General features: G+C 70.9%; 24 protein-coding genes. 9 read left to right on the forward strand and 15 right to left on the reverse strand.

Annotated features, from left to right (window positions below; all coding sequences use genetic code 11):
- Window positions 1-76 precede the first annotated feature (76 nt).
- Window positions 77-1,564, reverse strand: a complete 1,488-nt coding sequence (locus OG242_RS06155) for an alkaline phosphatase PhoX (RefSeq protein WP_405901520.1) — start codon at window positions 1,562-1,564, stop codon at window positions 77-79.
- A gap of 175 nt (window positions 1,565-1,739) precedes the next feature.
- A complete protein-coding gene (locus OG242_RS06160; protein WP_405897172.1) occupies window positions 1,740-3,242 on the reverse strand; it encodes a hypothetical protein in 1,503 nt (500 codons plus the stop codon).
- 277 nt (window positions 3,243-3,519) lie between these two features.
- On the opposite strand from OG242_RS06160, the gene dapA reads away from it, so the two are divergent.
- Window positions 3,520-4,413, forward strand: coding sequence for a 4-hydroxy-tetrahydrodipicolinate synthase (gene dapA, locus OG242_RS06165; protein WP_405897173.1), 894 nt, complete (start codon window positions 3,520-3,522; stop codon window positions 4,411-4,413).
- 22 nt (window positions 4,414-4,435) lie between these two features.
- Here dapA and dapD read toward each other — a convergent pair whose 3' ends face one another.
- Together dapD and OG242_RS06175 are read right to left on the reverse strand one after the other, a co-directional pair.
- Window positions 4,436-5,425 carry a 2,3,4,5-tetrahydropyridine-2,6-dicarboxylate N-succinyltransferase gene (dapD, locus tag OG242_RS06170; protein WP_405897174.1) on the reverse strand — a complete coding sequence of 330 codons (990 nt, stop codon included), beginning with the start codon at window positions 5,423-5,425 and terminating at the stop codon, window positions 4,436-4,438.
- A 10-nt stretch (window positions 5,426-5,435) separates the two neighbouring features.
- A complete protein-coding gene (locus OG242_RS06175; protein ID WP_405897175.1) occupies window positions 5,436-5,642 on the reverse strand; it encodes a hypothetical protein in 207 nt (68 codons plus the stop codon).
- Between the two features lie 123 nt (window positions 5,643-5,765).
- Here OG242_RS06175 and OG242_RS06180 point away from each other — a divergent pair, with 123 nt between their 5' ends.
- Window positions 5,766-7,067, forward strand: a complete 1,302-nt coding sequence (locus tag OG242_RS06180) for a lipase (RefSeq protein WP_405897176.1) — start codon at window positions 5,766-5,768, stop codon at window positions 7,065-7,067.
- A 13-nt stretch (window positions 7,068-7,080) separates the two neighbouring features.
- Here the strand turns inward: OG242_RS06180 and OG242_RS06185 are convergent, their stop codons facing one another.
- The gene (locus OG242_RS06185) at window positions 7,081-7,617 is read right to left on the reverse strand and encodes a TetR/AcrR family transcriptional regulator (protein ID WP_405897177.1); all 537 of its coding nucleotides are present in this window, start codon (window positions 7,615-7,617) and stop codon (window positions 7,081-7,083) included.
- The gene (locus OG242_RS06190) at window positions 7,617-7,937 is read right to left on the reverse strand and encodes a DMT family transporter (RefSeq protein WP_405897178.1); all 321 of its coding nucleotides are present in this window, start codon (window positions 7,935-7,937) and stop codon (window positions 7,617-7,619) included. Before OG242_RS06190 ends, OG242_RS06185 begins: the two co-directional genes overlap by 1 nt.
- A gap of 206 nt (window positions 7,938-8,143) precedes the next feature.
- Between OG242_RS06190 and OG242_RS06195 the strand changes: the two genes are divergently transcribed.
- Complete coding sequence (locus tag OG242_RS06195) at window positions 8,144-9,163, forward strand: hypothetical protein (RefSeq protein WP_405897179.1); 1,020 nt, start codon at window positions 8,144-8,146, stop codon at window positions 9,161-9,163.
- A gap of 18 nt (window positions 9,164-9,181) precedes the next feature.
- On the opposite strand, the gene OG242_RS06200 is transcribed toward OG242_RS06195, so the two are convergent.
- Complete coding sequence (locus OG242_RS06200; protein ID WP_405897180.1) at window positions 9,182-9,547, reverse strand: VOC family protein; 366 nt, start codon at window positions 9,545-9,547, stop codon at window positions 9,182-9,184.
- 187 nt (window positions 9,548-9,734) lie between these two features.
- Here OG242_RS06200 and OG242_RS06205 point away from each other — a divergent pair, with 187 nt between their 5' ends.
- From OG242_RS06205 to OG242_RS06215, 3 genes are all read left to right on the forward strand, one after another.
- Window positions 9,735-10,151, forward strand: coding sequence for a hypothetical protein (locus tag OG242_RS06205; protein ID WP_405897181.1), 417 nt, complete (start codon window positions 9,735-9,737; stop codon window positions 10,149-10,151).
- A gap of 9 nt (window positions 10,152-10,160) precedes the next feature.
- Entirely contained in the window at window positions 10,161-11,963 is a 1,803-nt protein-coding gene (locus OG242_RS06210; protein WP_405897182.1) for an alpha/beta hydrolase, read from the forward strand.
- A gap of 70 nt (window positions 11,964-12,033) precedes the next feature.
- Window positions 12,034-12,501, forward strand: a complete 468-nt coding sequence (locus OG242_RS06215) for a hypothetical protein (RefSeq protein ID WP_405897183.1) — start codon at window positions 12,034-12,036, stop codon at window positions 12,499-12,501.
- 63 nt (window positions 12,502-12,564) lie between these two features.
- On the opposite strand, the gene OG242_RS06220 is transcribed toward OG242_RS06215, so the two are convergent.
- From OG242_RS06220 to OG242_RS06255, 8 genes are all read right to left on the reverse strand, one after another.
- A complete protein-coding gene (locus tag OG242_RS06220) occupies window positions 12,565-12,903 on the reverse strand; it encodes a metal-sulfur cluster assembly factor (RefSeq protein WP_018104628.1) in 339 nt (112 codons plus the stop codon).
- Window positions 12,900-13,355 carry a Fe-S cluster assembly sulfur transfer protein SufU gene (gene sufU / locus OG242_RS06225; protein ID WP_024492621.1) on the reverse strand — a complete coding sequence of 152 codons (456 nt, stop codon included), beginning with the start codon at window positions 13,353-13,355 and terminating at the stop codon, window positions 12,900-12,902. The genes OG242_RS06220 and sufU overlap by 4 nt, the downstream gene beginning before the upstream one ends.
- Before the next feature lie 19 nt (window positions 13,356-13,374).
- Window positions 13,375-14,631: a cysteine desulfurase gene (locus OG242_RS06230; RefSeq protein ID WP_405897184.1), complete on the reverse strand. Its 1,257-nt coding sequence runs from the start codon at window positions 14,629-14,631 to the stop codon at window positions 13,375-13,377.
- Window positions 14,628-15,392 carry a Fe-S cluster assembly ATPase SufC gene (gene sufC / locus OG242_RS06235; protein WP_405897185.1) on the reverse strand — a complete coding sequence of 255 codons (765 nt, stop codon included), beginning with the start codon at window positions 15,390-15,392 and terminating at the stop codon, window positions 14,628-14,630. The genes OG242_RS06230 and sufC overlap by 4 nt, the downstream gene beginning before the upstream one ends.
- A 7-nt stretch (window positions 15,393-15,399) precedes the next feature.
- A complete protein-coding gene (locus OG242_RS06240; protein WP_405897186.1) occupies window positions 15,400-15,717 on the reverse strand; it encodes a bifunctional 3-phenylpropionate/cinnamic acid dioxygenase ferredoxin subunit in 318 nt (105 codons plus the stop codon).
- Entirely contained in the window at window positions 15,717-16,898 is a 1,182-nt protein-coding gene (gene sufD, locus OG242_RS06245; RefSeq protein ID WP_405897187.1) for a Fe-S cluster assembly protein SufD, read from the reverse strand. Before sufD ends, OG242_RS06240 begins: the two co-directional genes overlap by 1 nt.
- A 92-nt stretch (window positions 16,899-16,990) precedes the next feature.
- On the reverse strand, window positions 16,991-18,412 hold the full coding sequence (gene sufB / locus OG242_RS06250; protein WP_405897188.1) for a Fe-S cluster assembly protein SufB: 1,422 nt from the start codon (window positions 18,410-18,412) through the stop codon (window positions 16,991-16,993).
- Window positions 18,409-19,149, reverse strand: a complete 741-nt coding sequence (locus OG242_RS06255; protein WP_405897189.1) for a helix-turn-helix transcriptional regulator — start codon at window positions 19,147-19,149, stop codon at window positions 18,409-18,411. Before OG242_RS06255 ends, sufB begins: the two co-directional genes overlap by 4 nt.
- A 135-nt stretch (window positions 19,150-19,284) precedes the next feature.
- On the opposite strand from OG242_RS06255, the gene OG242_RS06260 reads away from it, so the two are divergent.
- The 3 genes from OG242_RS06260 to OG242_RS06270 all read left to right on the forward strand — a co-directional run bounded on the left by OG242_RS06260 (window position 19,285) and on the right by OG242_RS06270 (window position 22,274).
- Entirely contained in the window at window positions 19,285-20,217 is a 933-nt protein-coding gene (locus OG242_RS06260) for an ABC transporter ATP-binding protein (RefSeq protein WP_405897190.1), read from the forward strand.
- The gene (locus tag OG242_RS06265) at window positions 20,214-20,981 is read left to right on the forward strand and encodes an ABC transporter permease (protein ID WP_405897191.1); all 768 of its coding nucleotides are present in this window, start codon (window positions 20,214-20,216) and stop codon (window positions 20,979-20,981) included. Before OG242_RS06260 ends, OG242_RS06265 begins: the two co-directional genes overlap by 4 nt.
- A gap of 279 nt (window positions 20,982-21,260) precedes the next feature.
- Window positions 21,261-22,274 carry a COX15/CtaA family protein gene (locus OG242_RS06270; protein WP_405897192.1) on the forward strand — a complete coding sequence of 338 codons (1,014 nt, stop codon included), beginning with the start codon at window positions 21,261-21,263 and terminating at the stop codon, window positions 22,272-22,274.
- Window positions 22,275-22,282 lie beyond the last annotated feature (8 nt).

The following is a 22,282-nucleotide window of genomic DNA, read 5'->3' on the forward strand; positions in this document are numbered from 1 at the left end:
TGAGGACACCTCGGCGCCTTGCGATGCACCGCACCAGACGCCGCGCACTGTCCGGCCCTGGTCCGCCGGACAGGCTCTAACGGTTGGGCTGCCGCTTCCACGGACCGGTGATGGCGACCATGATCCCCGGGGTCTGGATGTTGGCGAACAGCGTTTTGCCGTCCGGCGAGAACGTGACCCCGGTGAACTCGCTGTACTCGGGCTCCGCCGCGTTGCCGATGTTCAGCTCGTTGCGCGCGATGGGGTAGGTGCGGCCGCTCTCGGTCGCCCCGAAGAGGTGCTGGACGCCCTCGCCGTCCTCGGCGATGACCAGGCCGCCGTACGGCGAGACGGTGATGTTGTCCGGGCCGTCGAAGGCGCCGTCCTTCGACGGGTCGGGGTTGACGCCCAGGAGCACCTTCAGGGTCAGCGTGCGGCGCTTCGGGTCGTAGAACCAGACCTGGCCGTCGTGCTGGACGGGGCTCTCGTCACGGGCGAAGGAGGACACGATGTACGCGCCGCCGTCGCTCCACCACATGCCCTCCAGCTTGCGGGCGCGGGTGATCTCCTTGTCGCCGAACTGCTTGCGCACCGAGACCGTCTTCGCGTCCCGGTCCGGCACGTCGACCCAGTCCACGCCGTACACGGTGCCGGTCTTCGTGGCCCGGGAGAGGTCGTCGACGAACTTGCCGTTCTTGTCGAAGCACTTGAACGCCTGGAGCACGCCCGCGTCGTCGGCGAGGGTGCGCAGCTTGCCCCGGCCGTGCCGGAAGCCGTGCGGCGGGACCCAGCGGTAGAGCAGCCCGTTGGGGCCCGAGGCGTCCTCGGTGAGGTAGGCGTGGCCCTGCTTGGGGTCGATGACGACCGCCTCGTGCGCGTACCGGCCGAAGGCCTTGATGGGGCGCGGGGAGCGGTTGGCGCGCTTGTCGTACGGGTCGACCTCGAAGACGTAGCCGTGGTCCTTGAGCAGGCCGTTCTTGCCGGCCTTGTCCTCGGTCTCCTCGCAGGTGAGCCAGGTGTCCCACGGGGTGGCGCCGCCCGCGCAGTTGGTGGAGGTGCCGGCGATGCCGACCCACTCGGCGGTGCGGCCGTCGCGGCGGGTCTCGACGACGGTGCAGCCGCCCGCCGCGACCGGGTCGTAGACGAGGCCGTCGGTGAGGGGCACGGGGTGCTCCCAGCCGGCCCGGGTCCCGCTGAGCTCGTGGTTGTTGACCAGCAGCGTCACCCCGCGCGGGCCCTCGAAGGCGGCCGTGCCGTCGTGGTTGGACGGCGTGTACTCGCCGCTCTCCAGCTTGGTGACACCGCAGTGCGTGATGATCCGGTACGAGAATCCGGCGGGCAGCGCGAGTATGCCCTTGGGGTCGGAGCGCAGCGGCCCGTAGCCGGGTTCGCGGTCGTGCCCGTGGCCGTGGCCGTGTCCGTGGCCGTGGTCGTCGTGGCCGTGTCCGTGTCCGTGTCCGTGCTTCGGGTCCCCGGCGGCGAGGGCGCCGGGCGCGGTGGCCAGCGCGGCGACGGTTCCGGTGAGGGCGATGCCGGCGCCGGTGAAGGCGGACTGTCTGGTGAATTCCCTGCGCGTGAAGGCCATCACGTACTCCTGGTGCTGCGGGGGCGTGCTGTTGACGGCCCTCACCGTTCCGTCCGTTCCCCAACACCAGTTGAACCGGCGACGACTTCGGGGCGCTGCTTTCGGTGAACATCGACGACGGGCGGGCAGCCCGTGTCCGGCCGCCCGCCCGTCGTATCCCCCCCGAAGCGCCTGGTCAGTCGCCCGAACCGGCGCGCGAGCGCGCCTTGAACGCGGCCTTGCGGGCGTCCTTGGCCTGCTTCTTGTCGCTGTGCAGCCGCCCCATCGCCTCCAGGACGTCCGCGGTCGCCGGGTGGTCGACGCGCCAGGCCTCGTCGAAGAAACCGCTGTGCTGGCCGGACAGGCCCTCGACCAGGCCCTGGAGCTCGTCGAGGTCGCCGTCGGCCTCCAGCTGGGCCGCGATCGTGTCGATGGCGAGCCAGAAGATCATCGCCTCCGAGGGCGCCGGGACGCCCTCCGCGCCCCGCTCGGCGAGCCAGACGCGGGCCAGGCCGCCGAGCTCCGGGTCGTCGAGCACCGCGCGCACGGCGGGTTCGGCCTCCGCGCCGACCAGGGCGAGCGCCTGCTGGCAGTGCAGCCGGCGCAGCGGGGCCACCGGGTCGTCGCCCCGTGCGGCGTCCAGGAGTTCCGCGGCGGCGCCGTCCGAGCCCCGGCGGGCCAGCCACAGCTGGATCTCGGCGCGGGCCGCGGCCTCCGGGTAGTGGGCGACGCCGCCGAGGAGCACGTCGGCGCCCTTGTCCACGAGGTCGCCGATCGCCGGGGCGTCCACCCCGGCGTCCAGCATGCGGGCGCGGATGCCGTAGAGACCGAGGGGGGTCAGCCGGACCATGCCGTAGCGGGTGACGTCCTCCTCGTCGGCGGGGGACGCGGTGTCCTCGCCCTCCTCGACGAGCAGCGCCTCGTCCACCGGGTGGTACTCGACGATGCCGATGGGCTCCAGCACCCGGAACTGGTCGTCCAGCCGCATCATCGCGTCCGAGACCTGCTCCAGCACGTCGTCGGTGGGCTCGCCCATGTCGTCGGGGACGATCATCGAGGCGGCGAGCGCGGGCAGCGGCACCGGCGTCCCGTCCGCGCCCTCGCCGACGGTGAGCAGGTAGAGGTTGCCGAGGACGCCGTCCAGGAACTCCGCCTCGGTCTCCGGGTCCCAGTCGAGCGCCTCGAAGTCGATCGAACCGTCCTCGCCGACGAGGTCCGCGAAGTCGTCGAAGACCGGCGCGGTGGCGTCGGCGTGCGCGGCCTCCAGGCCGTCGAGCCAGATCGCCAGGACGTCCGCAGGTGAACCGCCGGTCAGCAGCGCGAGGTTCTCGCCCGCGGTGACGGTCCCCAGCGCCTCGTCGCCGCCGGTCTCGTCGTCGTCCTCGTCGAAACCGTCCTCCGGGCCGCCCGTCTCCTGGGCCGGGTCCTCGATGTCGACGAGTCCGGTGTCGACGGCCAGCCGCCAGGCCTCACTGGCCTCCGCGGCGCCGTCCTCGTCCGGGGCGAGGCCGAGGTGCTCGGCGGCGGCGGGCAGTTGCGCGTCGACGAGTTCGCCACCGGCCCCGACCCTGGTGTCCGGGCCGGCCCAGCGGGCGAGCCGTGCGGCGCGGGCGAGCAGCGGCGCGGCAAGCGCGTCCCGTGCCAGCTCGGCCTCGGTGTGCAGCCGGACCGGCGGCAGGGTCGGGCGCTCTGCGGACATCAGGGGGTCTCCTCGGAACATACGGGGGGTAGGTCGCCGGGCCGGCCGGCTCAGGACGTGTGCCGCGGGGCCCCGGGCCTGTGGCGGGGCGGGTGGAACGTGCGGAACACGCCCCCAGCGTAGACGCATTTCGCCGTGTGCCGACCGGAATGCGGGCAAGACCGCCGGCGCACCGGTCCGGGGTGCGGGCCGGTCGCACATTCTTGAGCGTTGCTTCACCTTCACCCACAGCAGATCTAAGTAGACCTTCACGGTCCGGCGGGCCGACACTGCTGGAATGACACCTTCCGCACCTGCCCGCCCGCGCCCCTTCGGCCGCGCACTCTGCGCCATGATCACCCCCTTCACCGCCGACGGCGCCCTCGACCGGGAGGCCGCGGCAGCACACGCGGCCGCGCTGGTCGCGGGCGGCTGCGACGGGCTGGTGCTCAGCGGCACCACCGGCGAGTCCCCGACCACGTCCGACGCGGAGAAGGCGGAGCTGCTGCGCGCGGTGCGGGAGGCGGTCGGCCCGGCCGTGCCGCTGGTCGCGGGCGTCGGCACCTCGGACACCCGGCACACGATCGAGCTGGCGCGCCAGGCCGAACGGGCGGGCGCGGACGGGCTCCTGGTGGTGACCCCGTACTACAGCAGGCCCCCGCAGGCGGCCGTCGAGGCGCACTTCCGCCGCATCGCGGACGCGGCGGGGCTGCCCGTGATGCTGTACGACATTCCCGGCCGCACCGGCACCCGCGTCGAGCCGGAGACCATGCTGCGGCTGGCGGAGCACCCGCGCATCGTGGCGGTGAAGGACTGCGCGCAGGACCTGCTGGCGGCGACCCGGGTGATCGCCGCCGGCGGGCTCGCGTACTACTCGGGCTGCGAGGAGCTGAACCTGCCGCTGTACGCGTTGGGCGGCGCGGGATACGTCAGCACGGTCGCCAACGTGGTGCCCGGGCGGATGCGGGCGGTGCTGGACGCCTTCGACGCCGGGGACACCGACGGGGCCGCCCGGCTCAACGCGCGGCTGGCCCCGCTGACGGCGCTGATGATGGCGGCCGGACTGCCGGGCACGGTCACGGCGAAGGCGCTGCTGGCCGCGGGGCCGGTGCGCGAACCGCTGCAGCCCGCCGGGCGCGAGGCGTCCGACGGGCTGCGTGCGGCGTACGAGGAACTCCTCGTCCCGGCCTAGGGCCCGAAGCGCGAGCCGCTGCTCAGTCGTTGCTGTGCAGGACGTCGTTGAGGCCGTCCCAGACCGCGTTGTTCGGGCGGGCCTCGACGGCTCCGGTGACCGAGTTGCGGCGGAAGAGGATGTTCGAGGCGCCGGAGAGCTCGCGGGCCTTGACCACCTGGCCGTCGGGCATGGTGACGCGCGTACCGGCGGTGACGTACAGACCGGCCTCGACGACGCACTCGTCGCCGAGCGCGATGCCGACCCCGGCCTCCGCGCCGACCAGGCAGCGCTCGCCGATCACGATGCGCTCCTTGCCGCCGCCGGAGAGCATGCCCATCGTGGAGGCGCCGCCTCCGATGTCCGAGCCGTCACCGATGACGACGCCGGCGGAGATGCGGCCCTCGACCATGGACGTGCCGAGCGTGCCGGCGTTGAAGTTGACGAAGCCCTCGTGCATGACGGTCGTGCCGGAGGCAAGGTGCGCGCCGAGGCGCACCCGGTCGGCGTCCGCGATCCGCACGCCCTTCGGCGCCACGTAGTCCGTCATGCGCGGGAACTTGTCGACGGAGGTGACCTGGAGGTGCAGGCCCTCGGCGCGGGCGTTGAGCCGCACCTTCTCCAGATCGTCGACGGCGACCGGGCCGAGCGAGGTCCAGGCGACGTTGGCGAGGTGGCCGAAGATTCCGTCCAGGTTCTGCCCGTGCGGCTGGACCAGGCGGTGCGAGAGCAGGTGCAGGCGCAGGTACACGTCGTGGGCGTCGAGCGGCCTGTCGTCGAGCGAGGCGATGACCGTGCGCACGGCGACGACCTCGACGCCGCGCCGGGCGTCCACGCCGATGGCCTTGGCGGCGCCCTCGCCGAGCAGGTTCACGGCCTGGTCGGGGCCGAGCCGCTCGGTGCCGGCGGGGCCGGGCTCGGCGGTGAGCTCGGGCGCGGGGAACCAGGTGTCGAGGACGGAACCGTCACCGGCGATGGTGGCGAGGCCGGCGGCGACGGCGCCGGTGGTGCGGGTGGAAGTCGTGTCGGTCATGACCAGAAACCTAACCGGACCGGGGGCGCGCGGGCGAACCGGTCTCAGCGTCCGGGCGTCGCGCCGCCGGGACCGGCGCGGCGGGCACGGACAGCCGCCGCGCCGCGAGCACCGCGTTCCCGGCCAGACCAGCCAGAGCCGCCGGCCCCGCCGGGACGGCGCAGGCGGGCCACAGCAGCGGGCCGCCCTGGCTGTGGTCGAGGGTGTGGACAGCCACGGACAGCCACTGACCCATGCGGGGGACAGCCCCCCGACGAGTCGGGGGCCCCCGCCAATGCGCGCGGACACCGTGGAGCGAAAGGCTCAAGTGCCCGAGAACGCACCTGAGTCGGAGAGGCCCATGACCGCATCCGCCCCCTCGCCCACCTTCCGCGCCCGCCGCTCCCGCGTGCTCCTGCGGGCCGTGGCGGCAGCCGCCTGCTGCGGCCTGCTGCTGAGCGGCCCGGCCGCCCTGGCCGCCCCGGCCCCCACCTCCCCCGCGCACGCCTCAGCGCACGCCGAGGCGGCCGGCCGGGGCACCCTGGTCTCCGCCGAGAGGCTGTACACCCTGCGCACCCCACGGGCCGTGACCGCCGAGCTGACCGGGGCCGGGTTCGGCGCGGACACCGTCCGGTACGGCGTCGACGCCTACCGGCTCGTCTACCGGACCGTCGACGCGCACGGCCGGCCCACCACGGCGAGCGGACTCGTCGCCGTGCCCCTGCGCGGCGCGCCCCGGCTGCACCCCGTCTCCTTCGCCCACGGCACCGGCAGCCACAAGGACGACGCGCCGTCCGCCCAGCGCGCCGCCTTCGTCTCCGCGCCGGTGATCGCGCACGCGTCGGCCGGGGCGTTCGCGATCGCACCCGACTACCTCGGCATGGGCACCGGTCCCGGCCTGCACCCCTGGATGGACATCGGCTCCGAGACCACGGCCTCCCTCGACATGCTCCGGGCCGCCCGCGCCTTCGCGCCCCGCACCGGGCACGTCCTGGCCCGCGAGGTCATGGTCACCGGCTTCTCGCAGGGCGCGTCGGCGGCCCTCGGGCTCGGCCGGGCGCTCCAGGCGGGCGAGGACCGCTGGTTCCGCCTTGGTGCGCTGGCGCCGGTCAGCGGGGCGTACGACTTCGGCGGCGCGGAGCTGCGGGCGCTGCTCGCCGGCGAGCTGGACGCCAAATCGAGCGTGGTCTACGCCGCGTACACCCTGGTCGCCTTCAACCGCCTGCACGCCGTGTACGAGGATCCGGGCGAGGTGTTCCGGGAGCCGTACGCCGGCACGGTCGAGGCCCTCTTCGACGGCGCGCACACCGGCCAGGAGCTGATGGCGGGCACTCCGGGGGCACTGGACGAGCTGCTGACCCCGCACGGCCGCGCACTCCTCGCGCACCCGACGGGCGCCCTGGCCGAGGCGCTGCGGACCACCGACGCGGTCTGCGCCGACTGGGCCCCGCGCGCGCCGGTCCGCCTCTACATGGCGTCGGGCGACGAGCAGGCGACGACCGAGAACACCGAACGCTGCCGTTCCGGGCTGGCCGCGAACGGGGTCCACGCCCCGGTCGTCGATCTCGGCGCGGCCGATTACCACGGCTCGCGCCACCTGGGGTCCAACGCGGCGGCGACCCCGCGCATCGTGCGCTGGTTCGCCGCGCTCGCACGGCGCTGACGGCCCCGCTCCCTCAGCCCGCGATCCGGCCCAGCATCTCGCGCGCGTTCGCCTCGTCGTACTCGCCCCCGGTGAGCAGCACCTGCAGGCAGATGCCGTCCATCAGGGCGACCAGGGCGCGCGCGGTGGCCGGGCCGGTGCGCGGCCGGAGCAGGGTGGTCACGCCGTCGGTCCACTCGGCGGCGACCGGGCGGAGCGCGGGCCTGCGCAGGGCGGCGAGATACAGCTCGTACTCCAGCTCGGCCCGGCCGCGCCCACCCGCGAAGAACTCCCCGAGCAGCCGGGCGAGTTCGGCCGCGAGGTCGGCGTCCGGGTCGACGAGGTCCCGGCTCTCGCGCAGGACGGCGGCGAAGTTCTCGTTGGTCCTGCGCAGGGCGGCGATCAGCAGCTCGTCGAGGGAGGCGAAGTGGTACGTCGTCGAGCCCAGTGGCACATCGGCCTCGGCGGCGACCGAGCGGTGGCTGAGCCCGGCGATGCCCCGCTCGCCGACCACCCGGATCGCCGCGTCGATGATCCGGGAGCGCCGCTCGGGGTCGTACCGCCGTGCCATCAGTGCGCCCCGCCCAGGTTGAGCACCACCACGCCGGCGATGACCAGCAGCACACCGAGCGCCTTGAGCGGAGTGGCGGACTCCCCGAAGAAGACCATGCCGATGAGGGCCACGGCTGCGGTGCCGACGCCCGCCCAGATCGCGTAGGCGGTGCCGACGGACAGGGTCTTGAGGGTCCGGGCGAGCAGGGAGAAGGCCAGCAGATAGCCGGCGACGGTGATCAGTGAGGGCCAGAGCCGGGTGAATCCCTCGCTGTACTTCATGGCGGTCGTCCCCGCCACCTCCGCCGCGATGGCCGCGGCGAGCAGTCCGTATCCCATGTGTACAACTGTACGCAACGGCTGCTCGCGCATGGCCGGATCCGTCGGAATCCAGGGGCGCTACCGTGGTTCGTCCAGTACATGATCGACGGACCGACGGAGCAGCAGTGGCGCAGGACGCAGGGTGGGGCGGCGGGGCCTATGGAGGCGCGCCGTACGGGGGACCTCCGGGGCCGTCCGGGTGGGGTGGCTGGGGCGGTGGCTGGATGCCGCCGAAGCCGGGGGTGATACCCCTGGGGCCGCTGAGGCTCGGGGACATATTCGGTGGCGCGTTCTCCACTCTGGGCCGCTACGGCAAGCAACTGCTCGCGGTGGGCGTGGCCCTGTACGGCGGGGCGCTGCTCGTGATGTGCGCGGCCGTCTTCATCGCGTACTCGGCCGTCTCGGACCACCTGCACCGGCTGTTCGAGCTGAGCGAGTACGAGGACCCCTCCTCGCGGGACCTGACCCCGGTGATCGTCGCGTTCGGGGTGGTCGCGCTGCTCGGGTTCCTCTCGATGGTGGTGGCCTCGGCCGTGGTGTACGCGGCGGTGCCGGCGGCCCTGCAGGAAGCGGTGCTGGGCCGGCCGACGACCTTCTCGGCGATCTGGCGGCGGGCCTGGGCGCGGATGCCCGCGGTGGTCGGCGCGCTCCTGCTGACCGCGCTGATCATGACGGTGCCGATGCTGCTGGGCATGGGCGCGCTCATCGCCGGGATCGTCGGCGCGGTCGCCGTGGACAGCGGCGGGGGCTCGCCGGCGCTGGTCGTGGCGGGCGTGCTCTGCTTCCTCGGCTTCCTCCCGGTGGCCACCTGGCTCTGGGTGAGGTTCTCGCTCGCCCCCTCGGCCGTCGTCTTCGAGAACCAGGGCCCGCTTGCCTCGCTCCGCCGCTCGGCCACGCTGGTGCGCGGCGCCTGGTGGCGCGTCTTCGGTACGACGCTGCTGGCGGGCGTACTCGCCGCCGTGGCGAGCTACCTCATCCAGATCCCGTTCACCTTCCTCGGCATGTTCACCGGCATGCTGGGCTCGGTCAACCTCGACGAGCACTCGAGCCCCGCCGCGATCATCACCGCGATGAGCGGGTACCTGGTGCTGGTGCTGCTCGGTCAGATGGTGAGCCAGCTGGTCGTGGCGGTGTTCCCGCCGCTGGTGACCGGCCTGCTCTACGTGGACCAGCGCATCCGCACCGAGAACCTGGCCCCGGTGCTGGCCGAGGCCGCCGCCGTACCGCCGCAGTACACGGCGTAGCGGCCCCGGCAGCCCGGCTCAGTCGGTGAGCGTCCTCTTCGGGCGCAGTACGCAGAACTCGTTGCCCTCCGGGTCGGCCAGCACCACCCACGTCACGTCCGACGGCTGGCCGACCTCGATGCGCCGGGCACCGAGCCCGATCAGCCGCTCGACCTCGGCGGCCTGGTCGTCCGGGCTCAGGTCGATGTGCAGCCGGTTCTTGACCGCCTTGTCCTCGGGCACGGGCAGGAAGCAGATGCCGGGCAGTGCGTTCTCGTCGGCACCGATGACGATCTCGTCCTCGTCCTCGTAGAGCACCCGCCAGTCCAGGGCGGCGCACCAGAAGCGGGCCTGGGCGGGCAGATCGTGGGCGTCGACGGCGAGCTGGTAGAAGCGCAGGGTCATACCCGCAGTCTGCCCGTCGCCGGCCCACCGCGCGGCCGCGACATCCGGCACGCGTCGCCAACAGCATTTGGCTCGAAGCCGCTTGATTGCATGTGGGAATCGGGAATGATGGCACGCGTGTACGGGCTCGGACATCCCGGAGGCGGGACCGGGCCCGTGGGGACAGGGGACACATGGGGAGGGCGCAGTGACGTCTACGCACATGCAGTTGAACCACCTTCAGGTCGATGTACCGGGGAGCGGACAGGGGCCCGGCACATCGGCGGACCTGAGGACGAGCAAGAGGGCGTGGGTCCAGGCGGGCGACGCCACGAAGGGCCTCGCCGCGCCGATCGGTTCCGCGCTGACGAGGCTCAAGGACGGGCAGGCGGAGCTGGGCGACGCGGCCGGCTGCCGGAGCGTGGCGGCCCAGCAGGAGCTGTACACCTCCTGGCACACGTACGTGGAGAAGGTCCGCAAGCGCTGCACGTCCCTGGGTGGGCTCCTCGCCTCGTCAGGACATGATCTGGCGAAGCCCGACGAGTCGCTGAAAGCCGAGCTGGACGCGATGAAGGGCACGTACAAGGACACCCCGGCCGTCGGCGGTCAGTCGAAGGGGGCGTGATCCGGGCGCATGGATCTTGCGACGCTGAAGGCGCTCAAGCCCTCGGAGTTCGAGAACGCCGCGGACGCGTACCGGGCGACGGCCGCGATGGCCGACGCGGCGAAGGACACCGTCGACAACCAGATATCCGCGGGGATACGCAACCAACTCAAGGGTGCGACGTCCGACGCCGCTCTGCGGGAACTGTCCGCGGTATCGAAGAACTTCCAGTACGTGCAGACCGAGTGCGGGCTCGTGAGCACCGCGCTGAACGGCTTCGCCTTCGACATGGCTTCGGCCAAACGGAAGCTGGAAGCGGCCATCGAGGACGCGCGGGCGGACCACTGCACGGTGCACGCGGACGGCTCGGTCGGCTTCCCGGCCGGCCGGAAGCCGGGCGAGGAGAAGGACGCCGCGGGCGGCACCGTCACCGGCAGCGCCGGGAGCGACCCGACGGCCGCCGCCCTGGAACGCCAGGCGGCGAACATCCACCCGAACCCGTACTACGGCGTGGCCATCGAGTACGCCGACCGGATCGCGGACGCCTTACGGGAAGCCACCGAGGCGGACGCGAAGTGGGAGCCGAAACTCCGCGCCCTCCGCGCCGACGACGACCTCGTGGTCTCGAACCGGGACTGGACGGACGTGACCTCCGACCGGGACGGGGTGACCGACGCCGCCGACACCTACCTGGACAGCATCAAGCCCCCGCCGAAGGAAGCCACCCCCGAGGAGAGCGCGGCGTGGTGGAAAGGCCTCACTCCGGAACAGCAGGCCGACTACCTGGCGGTCCACCCGAACGCCATCGGAGCGATGAACGGCCTCCCGTCCGACATCCGCGACGACGCGAACAGAATGGTTCTGGACGAGACGAGGGCGAAGTACCAGCTGGACCTGAACACCATTCCGAAAGAGCCGGTCAAATACGCCCCCAACACCAACGGCAGCTATCCGGCCGCGGTCATCACCGCGGAGTGGCGGCAGTGGAACGACAAGTACGGGGCCAAGAAGGCGAGGCTCGATGGCGCGCTCAAGGGAATGACGGCCATCCAGGACCGCTTCGACCGCACGGGCGAGAAGGGTCTTCCCGAGGCGTATCTGCTCGGCTTCGATCCCACCGGCCTCGGAGACGGAAAAATCATTCTCGCGAACGGGAATCCTGACACGGCCGATCACGTGGGGGTCTGGGTCCCCGGCACGAAAGCAAGCCTGGAATCCACCCGCGGAGACCTGGGCCGCGCCGAAGGACTCTGGAGTACGAGTCAAAAATTCTCAGGCGACGAGAAAATCTCCACCATCCTGTGGCTCGACTACAACGCGCCGGACAACGTCATTACACAGGCGACGAGCGGAGAGTACGCGGCAGAAGGAGGTCCGCGGCTCCACGACTTCCTGGAGGGGAACAGAGTCGCGCAGGAGACCACCGACGGCACTCGCTCGCACACGACGGTCCTCGGGCACAGTTACGGGAGCACGGTGGTCGGTGTCTCGACCCAGTGGGGATCCTGGCAGGACCCCCAGACCGTCGACGACTACGTCTTCGCGGGCAGTCCAGGTGTCCAGGCCGATCAAGCCACGGACCTGGGCGTCAGAGGCGACCACGTGTGGGCCATGAGCGCCGACGCCGCGGACGACCGAATAGTCCGGGAGGGCGGCCGAGCGGCGGGACTCGGTGACAACTGGGTCATTCCCACCGACGAATCCTTCGGCGGGAACATCATGAAAAGCGATGCCCACAGTCACAAGGAATTCTACGACGAGGGCTCTCTCAGCCTCCGAAATCAGGCGGCCGTCATCGCCGGCGCGTACGACAAGGTGAAACTTGAACAGTAGGTTTTCCGCACTGGGGCTCAGTATCGCGTTGTGCGCGCTTGCAGTGGCGTGCTCAGGAAAGGATGCGGCGATGGAGACACGGGACAAGGATGCCGCGGTGGCGGATGTCGAGCAGGCATCCAGCCGAATCCTCGAAATCATCGACGTCAAGGGCAAGGCAACGGAGCCGGGGGCGCTGACGATGCCCTGCTCGGACGACGACCACCAAGAAGAGCCCTACTACGCCTACCACCCCTGGAGCCTCTACAAGGCACCGTTCGCCGAGCTGGAAAAAGGCATGAACCGCCTACGGGACGAGCTCCCGAAAGACGGCTGGAAGATCACAAAGGACGGCATGGACGGCACCATCGGCAACAGCCCGCAGATCGTCGCCGAGTCCAAGGAGCGACGGGTCATGGCCGATATAAGACTGCACAAAGAGGTCAAGTCCCAGAAAACCCCCGCCATGTTGGAGGTCACCGTCCAATCCCGCTGCTACCGATTGCCGGCCACCCCGGCGACTCCGGAAGAACAGCCCCCCAACATGTGGCGGCCGTAATACCGAACGGCCCCCGGCAGGATCGCCGGGGGCCGTTCACCTTCGTACGCGGAACGCGGACGCTCAGACGTTGAAGCCCAGCGCGCGCAGCTGCTCGCGGCCGTCGTCCGTGATCTTGTCCGGGCCCCACGGCGGCATCCAGACCCAGTTGATCCGGAGCTCGTTGACGATGCCGTCCGTCGCGGACTTCGCCTGGTCCTCGATGACGTCGGTCAGCGGGCAGGCCGCGGACGTCAGGGTCATGTCGAGGGTGGCGATGTTGGCGTCGTCGATGTGGATGCCGTAGATCAGCCCCAGGTTGACGACGTCGATGCCCAGCTCGGGGTCGACCACGTCGTACAGCGCTTCGCGGACCTCCTCCTCGGAGGCCGGCTTGGTCGTCACGGTCTCGTTGTCGCTCATGCGGTCTTCCCTTCGGACAGCGCCTTCGCCGTCGCGTCCTTCCACGCCATCCAGCTCAGCAGCGCGCATTTCACCCGTGCCGGGTACTTGGAGACGCCGGCGAACGCGACCGCGTCCTCCAGCACCTCCTCCATCGCGTCGTCGGGCTCCAGCTGCCCCTTCGACTGCATCAGTTCCAGGAACGCGGCCTGGATCTTCTGCGCCTCGCCCAGCTCCTTGCCGACCAGCAGCTCGTTCAGTACGGAGGCGCTGGCCTGGCTGATGGAGCAGCCCTGGCCCTCGTAGCTCACATCGGCGATGGTCTCGCCGTCGTACCGCACCCGCAACGTGATCTCGTCACCGCACGTCGGATTGACGTGATGCACCTCGGCGTCGCCGTCCCGCAGGCCGCGCCCATGGGGGTGCTTGTAGTGGTCCAGGATCACTTCCTGGTACATGGAATCAAGCTTCACGAGTCAATCCCCAGCCGCTCTAACCGAAAAAGTTCCGGACGTGTTCCAGGCCGTCCACCAGGGCGTCGACCTCGGCGGGCGTGGAGTACAGATAGAACGACGCTCGCGTCGTCGCAGGAATTCCGTACCGCAGGCAGACCGGCCGGGCGCAGTGGTGGCCGACCCGGACCGCGATGCCCTGTTCGTCCAGCACCTGCCCCACGTCGTGCGGGTGGATGTCGCCGAGCGTGAAGGAGATCGTCGCGCCGCGGTCCTCCGCGGTGGCCGGGCCGATGATCCGGAGGTCCGGCACCTCCAGGAGGCGCTTCACCGCGTAGGCGGTGATGGCCTGCTCGTGGCGGTGGATGTTCTCCATGCCGATCGCCGAGAGGTAGTCCACGGCCGCGCCGAGGCCGACGGCCTGGGCGATCGGGGGCGTACCGGCCTCGAACTTGTGCGGCGCGGGCGCGTAGGTCGACGAGTGCATCGACACGGTCTCGATCATCTCGCCGCCGCCGAGGAACGGGGGCAGGTCCTCCAGGAGTTCCTGCCGTCCCCAGAGCACGCCGATGCCGGTCGGGCCGACCATCTTGTGACCGGTGAAGGCCACGAAGTCGGCCTGGAGCGCCTGCACGTCGAGCACCATGTGCGGGGCCGCCTGCGAGGCGTCGATGCAGACCAGCGCGCCGACTTCCTGGGCGCGCCGGACGATCTGCTCGACCGGGTTGTGGGTGCCCATGATGTTCGAGACCAGGGTGAAGGAGACGATCTTCGTCTTCTCGGTGATGATCTCGTCGATGTTGGACAGGTCGAGCCGGCCGTCGTCGGTGATGCCGAACCACTTCAGCTTCGCGCCCGTGCGCTGCGAGAGCAGCTGCCAGGGCACGATGTTGGAGTGGTGCTCCATCTCCGTGGTGACGATCTCGGTCTCGTGGTCGACGCGGTAGGGCTCGTCGGCCCAGCCGAGCATGTTGGCCACGAGGTTGAGCGACTCCGAGGCGTTCTTCGTGAAGATGACCTCGTCGCGGCTGGGCGCGTTGATGAAGGCGGCGACCTTGTCACGGGCGCCCTCGTACAGCGCCGTGGCCTCCTCCGCGATCGTGTACACACCGCGGTGCACGTTTGCGTTGTGCCGCTCGTAGTACTCGTTGAGGGCGTCGAGAACCTGGCGCGGCTTCTGCGAGGTCGCGGCACTGTCCAGGTAGACGATCTTCTTCCCGTCGTGAACCGTGCGGTCCAGGAGGGGGAAGTCCTTGCGGATCGCCTCGGTGTCGAGGAGGCCCGGCAGCTGTGTCACTCGGAAGCGCCACCCTTCACGTACGCCTCGTAGCCCTCGTTCTCCAGCTTGTCGGCCAGCTCGGCGCCGCCGGACTCGGCGATCCGGCCGTTGGCGAACACGTGCACGAAGTCGGGCTTGATGTACCGGAGAATCCGGGTGTAGTGCGTGATCAGCAGGGTGCCGACCTCGCCGCTCTCGCGGACCCGGTTGACGCCCTCGGAGACGATCCGCAGCGCGTCGACGTCCAGACCGGAGTCGGTCTCGTCGAGGATGGCGACCTTCGGCTTGAGGAGCTCCAGCTGAAGGATCTCGTGGCGCTTCTTCTCACCGCCGGAGAAGCCCTCGTTGACGTTGCGCTCGGCGAAGGACGGGTCCATGTGGAGCTCCGCCATCGCCTCCTTGACCTCCTTCACCCAGGTACGCAGCTTGGGGGCCTCGCCGCGGACGGCGGTGGCGGAGGTGCGCAGGAAGTTGGAGACCGAGACACCGGGGATCTCGACCGGGTACTGCATGGCGAGGAACAGGCCGGCGCGGGCCCGCTCGTCGACGGACATCTCCAGGACGTCCTCGCCGTCCAGGGTGACCGTGCCGCTGGTGACGGTGTACTTGGGGTGACCGGCCAGCGAGTAGGCGAGGGTGGACTTGCCGGACCCGTTGGGGCCCATGATGGCGTGGGTCTCGCCCTGCTTCACGGTCAGGTCGACGCCCTTGAGGATCTCCTTCGTGGCGTTGTCGGCCTCGACGGTGACGTGCAGGTCGCGGATTTCAAGCGTTGCCATGGGTGACTCAGGACTCCTGGGTGACGGAGACGAGCACATCGTCCCCTTCGATCTTGACGGGGTATACGGGGACGGGGCGCGTCGCGGGAAGACCGGACGGCTTGCCGGTGCGGAGGTCGAAGCTCGATCCGTGCAGCCAGCACTCGATCGAGCAGCCCTCGACCTCGCCCTCGGACAGCGAGACGTTCGCGTGCGAGCAGATGTCGTTGATCGCGAACACCTCGCCCTCGGTGCGGACGACGGAGACCGGCGTGCCGTCGATCTCCACCCGCTTGGGGGTGTCGTCCTCCAGCTCGCTCAGCGCGCAGGCTTTCACGAAGGCCATCAGACCGACGCCTCCAGCTCGGCCTCGATCTTGTCGAGGAGCCGGGCCTCGACGTCCGGCAGACCGATCTGCTGGACCAGCTCGGCGAAGAAGCCGCGCACGACGAGGCGGCGGGCCTCCTCGGCGCGGATACCGCGGGACTGGAGGTAGAACAGCTGCTCGTCGTCGAAGCGGCCGGTCGCGGAGGCGTGGCCGGCACCGACGATCTCGCCGGTCTCGATCTCCAGGTTCGGCACCGAGTCGACCCGCGCACCGTCGGTCAGAACCAGGTTGCGGTTCATCTCGTAGGTGTCGGTGCCCTCGGCCGCGGCCTGGATGAGCACGTCGCCGATCCACACCGCGTGCGCGTCGTCGCCCTGGAGCGCGCCCTTGTAGGCCACGTTGGACTTGCAGTGCGGGGTGTTGTGGTCGACCAGGAGGCGGTGCTCCTGGTGCTGGCCCTTGTCGGTGAAGTAGAGGCCGAACAGCTCGGCCTCGCCGCCGGTGCCCGCGTACGCGATCCGGGGGTGCAGCCGGACCACGTCGCCGCCGAAGGTGACGACGACGGACTTGAACGAGGCGTCCCGGCCGACCAGCGCGTTGTGCTGGCCGACGTGGACGGCGCGCTCGTCCCAGTCCTGCACGGAGACGACGGTCAGCTTGGCCCCGTCGCCCAGCACGTAGTCGACGTTGGCGGCGAGCACCGCGTCACCGGTGTGGTCGATGACGACGACGGCCTCGGCGAAGGCGCCCAGCTCCACGACCTGGTGGCCGTAGGCGACACCGCCCTCGCCGTGCACGGCGATCCGGATCGGCTCGGTGAGCACGGCCTCCTTGGGGACCGTGACGACGTGGGCCCGCTCGAAGGACGAGTAGGCCTGCGCGGCCACCCGGTCCACCGGCTTGCCGGCCTTGCCGAGCCGCGCGTCGTCGCGGCCGACCGACTCGACCGTGACGCCGTCGGGGGCCTCGATCGCGACCTTCACACCGCTGCCGGTGGCGACGGCGGTGCCGTCGTGCAGGCCGCGCAGCCGCTCCAGCGGGGTGAACCGCCACTCCTCCTCGCGGCCGTGCGGGACGGGGAAGTCCGCTACGTCGAAGGACGGGGGTGCGCTCATGCGCGTGGCGACGGTCGACTCCGCGGCCACCGCGATGGAACCGGCGGTGGTGGACCCCGCGGGGATGTTCTGAGCCTCAGCCATGGCTGTCGTAGTGCTCGCTTTCTCGGTCGGACAGGTGTCAGGGGGACTCGGGGGCCGGCCCTTCCGGGCCGGCCTCGGCGGCACTGGGCGTGCTAGCCGACCGAGCCCTCCATCTGCAGCTCGATCAGCCGGTTGAGCTCCAGGGCGTACTCCATCGGGAGCTCCTTCGCGATCGGCTCGACGAAGCCGCGCACGATCATCGCCATGGCCTCGAACTCGGTCATGCCGCGGCTCATCAGGTAGAAGAGCTGGTCCTCGGAGACCTTGGAGACGGTCGCCTCGTGGCCCATCGACACGTCGTCCTCGCGGACGTCGACGTACGGGTACGTGTCGGACCGGGAGATCGTGTCGACGAGCAGCGCGTCGCACAGGACGTTGGACTTCGCGCCCGGCGCGCCCTCGCCGATCTCGATGAGGCCGCGGTACGAGGTGCGGCCGCCGCCTCGCGCCACCGACTTGGAGACGATGTTGGACGAGGTGTTCGGGGCCATGTGGACCATCTTGGCGCCGGCGTCCTGGTGCTGGCCCTCGCCCGCGAAGGCGATGGACAGGGTCTCGCCCTTGGCGTGCTCGCCCATCAGGTAGACGGCCGGGTACTTCATGGTGACCTTGGAGCCGATGTTGCCGTCGACCCACTCCATGGTCGCGCCCTCGTAGGCCACGGCGCGCTTGGTGACCAGGTTGTAGACGTTGTTCGACCAGTTCTGGATCGTCGTGTAGCGGCAGCGGCCGCCCTTCTTCACGATGATCTCGACGACCGCGGAGTGCAGCGAGTCGGAGGAGTAGACCGGGGCCGTGCAGCCCTCGACGTAGTGGACGTAGGCGTCCTCGTCGACGACGATCAGCGTCCGCTCGAACTGGCCCATGTTCTCCGTGTTGATGCGGAAGTAGGCCTGGAGCGGGATGTCGACGTGGACACCCTTGGGCACGTAGATGAAGGAGCCGCCGGACCACACGGCCGTGTTCAGCGACGCGAACTTGTTGTCGCCGACCGGGATGACGGTGCCGAAGTACTCCTTGAAGAGTTCCTCGTGCTCCTTCAGCGCGGTGTCGGTGTCGACGAAGATGACGCCCTGCTCCTCCAGGTCCTCACGGATCTGGTGGTAGACGACCTCGGACTCGTACTGGGCCGCGACACCGGCGACGAGGCGCTGCTTCTCCGCCTCCGGGATGCCGAGCTTGTCGTACGTGTTCTTGATGTCCTCGGGCAGGTCGTCCCAGGAGGCCGCCTGCTTCTCCGTCGAGCGCACGAAGTACTTGATGTTGTCGAAGTCGATGCCCGACAGGTCCGAGCCCCAGTTCGGCATCGGCTTCTTGCCGAAGAGCTTGAGGCCCTTGAGCCGCAGCTTCAGCATCCACTCGGGCTCGTTCTTCTTCTCCGAGATGTCGCGGACGACAGCCTCGGAGAGGCCGCGCTTGGCCGCCGCGCCTGCCGCGTCGGAGTCGGCCCAGCCGAATTCGTACGTGCCCAGGCCCTCGAGCTCAGGGTGGGCAGTCTCCGTGGGGAGCGTCATGCGGGGTTCCTCCCGGCCGTGCTTGCAGATGCTGAATCGGTGGTCTGTGGGGTGGGGTGTCCGCTGCGCGGAATGTACGTCGTGCACACCCCGTCGCCGTGGGCGATGGTCGCCAGACGCTGCACATGGGTCCCCAGGAGGCTGGAGAAGATCTCCGTCTCCGCCTCGCACAGCTGCGGGTACTGCTCGGCGACATGTGCGACCGGGCAATGGTGCTGGCACAGCTGCTCACCCTGCTGCGGGCCCGGCGCGCTGCGCGCCGTAGCAGCGTACCCGTCGGCGGACAGCGCCTTGGCCAGCGCCTCCGTACGGGCCTCGGGGTCCGCGGCCTCGACCGCCGCGCGGTAGGCCGCCGACTGCTCGGCGGTCCTGGCCCGGGCGAACGCCATGACCGCCTCGTCGCCCGCGGTCTCGGCGATCCAGCGCAGGGCGTCCGCGGCGAGCGTGTCGTAGGACTGGTCGAAGGCGTCCCGGCCGCAGTCGGTGAGGGCGAACACCTTGGCCGGACGGCCCCGGGTCCGCGCCCCGTACACCCGCTTCTCGCGGGCCTCGACGACGCCGTCGCAGGCGAGGGCGTCGAGATGGCGGCGGACGGCGGCCTGGGTGAGGCCCAGGCGCTCCGCCAGCTCCGCGACCGTGGACGGGCCGTGGTCCAGGACGGACCGCGCGACGCGGTTGCGCGTCGAGCGCTCACCGGTCGCGAGTTCCTCCTGCGGAGCCTCGCCCACGTATTTCACAACGCCATTGTTGCGTAATTCATCCGGCCCGACAACCACGGTCCGAAACGATCAGAGGTGCCTTCCATCACTTAGGGTTACCTAATCACGCCCCGGGGCCGGGCTCCCCCGGGCCGCTGCCTAGACTCATTTGCCATGAACAGCGAGCCCCGCCCGGCCGTCCGGATCAGCGGCCTGGTGAAGCGGTACGGCGACAAGACCGCGGTGGACGGCCTCGACCTGGAGATCCCGGCCGGCGCGGTCACCGCCGTGCTCGGCCCCAACGGCGCCGGCAAGACCACCACCATCGAGACCTGCGAGGGCTACCGCCGCCCCGACGGCGGCACGGTCCGGGTCCTGGGCCTCGACCCCGTCGCCGACGCCGCGCGGCTGCGCCCCCGGATCGGCGTGATGCTCCAGTCGGGCGGGATCTACTCCGGCGCCCGCGCGGACGAGATGCTCCGCCACATGGCGAAGCTGCACGCCCACCCGCTCGACGTCGACGCCCTGATCGAGCGCCTCGGCCTCGGTTCCTGCGGCCGCACCACCTACCGCAGGCTCTCCGGCGGCCAGCAGCAGCGGCTCGCCCTGGCCATGGCGGTCGTCGGCCGGCCCGAGCTGGTCTTCCTGGACGAGCCCACCGCCGGGCTCGACCCGCAGGCCCGCCGCTCCACCTGGGACCTCGTCCGGGAGTTGCGCGCCGACGGCGTGAGCGTGGTGCTCACCACCCACTTCATGGACGAGGCCGAGGAGCTGGCCGACGAGGTCGCCGTCATCGACGCCGGCCGGATCGTCGCCCAGGGCTCCCCCGAGGCGCTGTGCCGCGGCGGCGCCGAGAACACCCTGCGCTTCACCGGCCGCCCCGGGCTCGACCTCGGCTCGCTGCTCAAGGCGCTGCCCGACGGCACCGAGGCCGTCGAGCTGAGCACCGGCGCCTACCGGATCACCGGTGACATCGACCCCCAGCTGCTGGCCACCGTCACCTCCTGGTGCGCGCAGCACGGCGTGATGCCCTCCGGCATCTCCGTGGAGCGCCACACCCTGGAGGACGTCTTCCTCGAACTGACCGGCAAGGAGCTGCGCGCATGAGCGCCGGTACGTACACCCCCCGGCCGGGCGCCGCCCCGCTGCCGCGCATGATCGCCGCGCAGACCGCGCTGGAGACGCGGATGCTGCTGCGCAACGGCGAGCAACTGCTGCTGACCGTGGTCATCCCGACGCTGCTGCTCGTGCTGTTCAGCTCGGTCGACATCGTCGACACCGGCGCGGGCGAGCCGGTCGACTTCCTGACGCCCGGCGTGCTGGCACTGGCCGTGATGTCGACGGCCTTCACCGGCCAGGCCATCGCCACCGGTTTCGAGCGGCGCTACGGGGTGCTCAAGCGCCTCGGCGCGTCGCCGCTGCCGCGGTGGGCGCTGATGACCGCGAAGACCCTGTCTGTACTGGTCACCGAGGTCCTCCAGGTGGCGCTGCTGACGGTGATCGCCTTCGCGCTGGGCTGGTCGCCGCACGGCAACCCGCTCGCCGTGCTGCTGCTCCTGGTGCTGGGGACGGCCGCCTTCTCGGGGCTCGGGCTGCTGATGGCCGGGACTCTGAAGGCCGAGGCGACGCTCGCCGCGGCCAACCTGGTGTTCCTGCTGCTGCTGGTGGGCGGCGGGGTCATCGTGCCGCTGGAGAAGTTCCCGGACGCGGTGCAGTCGGTGCTCGGGCTGCTGCCGATCGCGGCCCTCTCGGACGGGCTGCGGGACGTCCTCCAGCACGGCGCCGGGATGCCGTGGGGCGACCTGGGCATCCTCGCGGTCTGGACGGTGCTGGGGCTCGGCGCGGCGGCCCGGTTCTTCCGCTGGGAGTGAGCCCCCGGACGCGTTCCGTCGCCGTTACGCGTAACTCGTCCCCCAGGGGGGCGTCGCGCCGGTCAGGACGGGGTCCACGACGCCTGGCACGGCACCTCGCCGCGTTGCCGAAACGCCCTGATCGCTCCTTCCCCAAGCTCTCAACTTCGTTCGAGCAGGGGAGACCCCACTGAGGACGCCCCGGCGCCTTGCGATGCACCGCACCAGACGCCGCGGCCTGATCCCACCCCGACCGGCGCGACGCCCCCTCGTGAAAGCTTGCACAAGCGGCGTCCTACCATGGTGCGCGTGCCCAAGCTGACCCGAGCCGAAGTCGCTCAAGCCCTGCGCAACCCGTTGCTGTACATCGCCGAACGCTGGACGCCCCAGCCCAGGACGGTGCGCCGCGCGGCCATGTCGGCGGTCGTGTTGGCCGTCGTCATCATCGTGGCCGGCGGCGCCGTTCGGCTGACCGGTTCGGGTCTCGGCTGCCCGACCTGGCCCAAGTGCACCGACGAGAGCCTGACGACGACGCACGAGATGGGCCTCCACGGCGTCATCGAGTTCGGCAACCGCCTGCTCACCTACGTCCTGTGCGCGGCGGTCGGCTGGGCGATCATCGCGGCCCGGTCCGCGAAGCCCTGGCGGCGCAGCCTCACCCGGCTCGGCTGGGCGCAGTTCTGGATCGTGATGGGCAACGCGGTGCTCGGCGGCATCGTCGTGCTCGTCGGCCTCAACCCGTACACCGTCGCGGCGCACTTCCTGCTGGCCAGCGCGCTGCTCACGGTCGCCCTGGTGACCTGGCAGCGGGTGCGTGAGGGCGACGGGGCACCGCGCCCGCTGGTGGGCAAGGCGGTCGCGCAGCTGTCCTGGCTGCTGGCGGTCGCCGCCGGGCTGCTGATCGCGGTCGGCACGGTGGTCACGGGCGCCGGGCGGCACGCGGGGGACTCCAGCGACGTGCACCGCATCCCGATCGACTGGAAGATGATCACCCAGCTCCACGCCGATCTGGCCTGGGTCGTGGTGGCCCTGACCGTCGCGCTCTGGTTCGTCCTGAAGGCGGTGGACGCGCCCATCGGCCCGCTGCACCGGACCCGGGAGCTGTTCGTGATCCTGATGAGCCAGGGGATCGTGGGCTACGTGCAGTATTTCACCGACACCCCGGAGATCCTGGTCGGTGTGCACATGCTCGGCTCGTGCCTGGTGTGGATCGGGGTCGTACGCGTCATGCTCTCGCTGCGGGAGCGGCCGGTGGCCGTGGCCCGGATGCCGGAGCCGGCGGTCGAGCAGGCGGAGCCCGCCGCGGCCGGCTGACGCGGGCG

It is taken from the genome of Streptomyces sp. NBC_00727 (assembly GCF_045161745.1).
Lineage (GTDB): Bacteria > Actinomycetota > Actinomycetes > Streptomycetales > Streptomycetaceae > Streptomyces.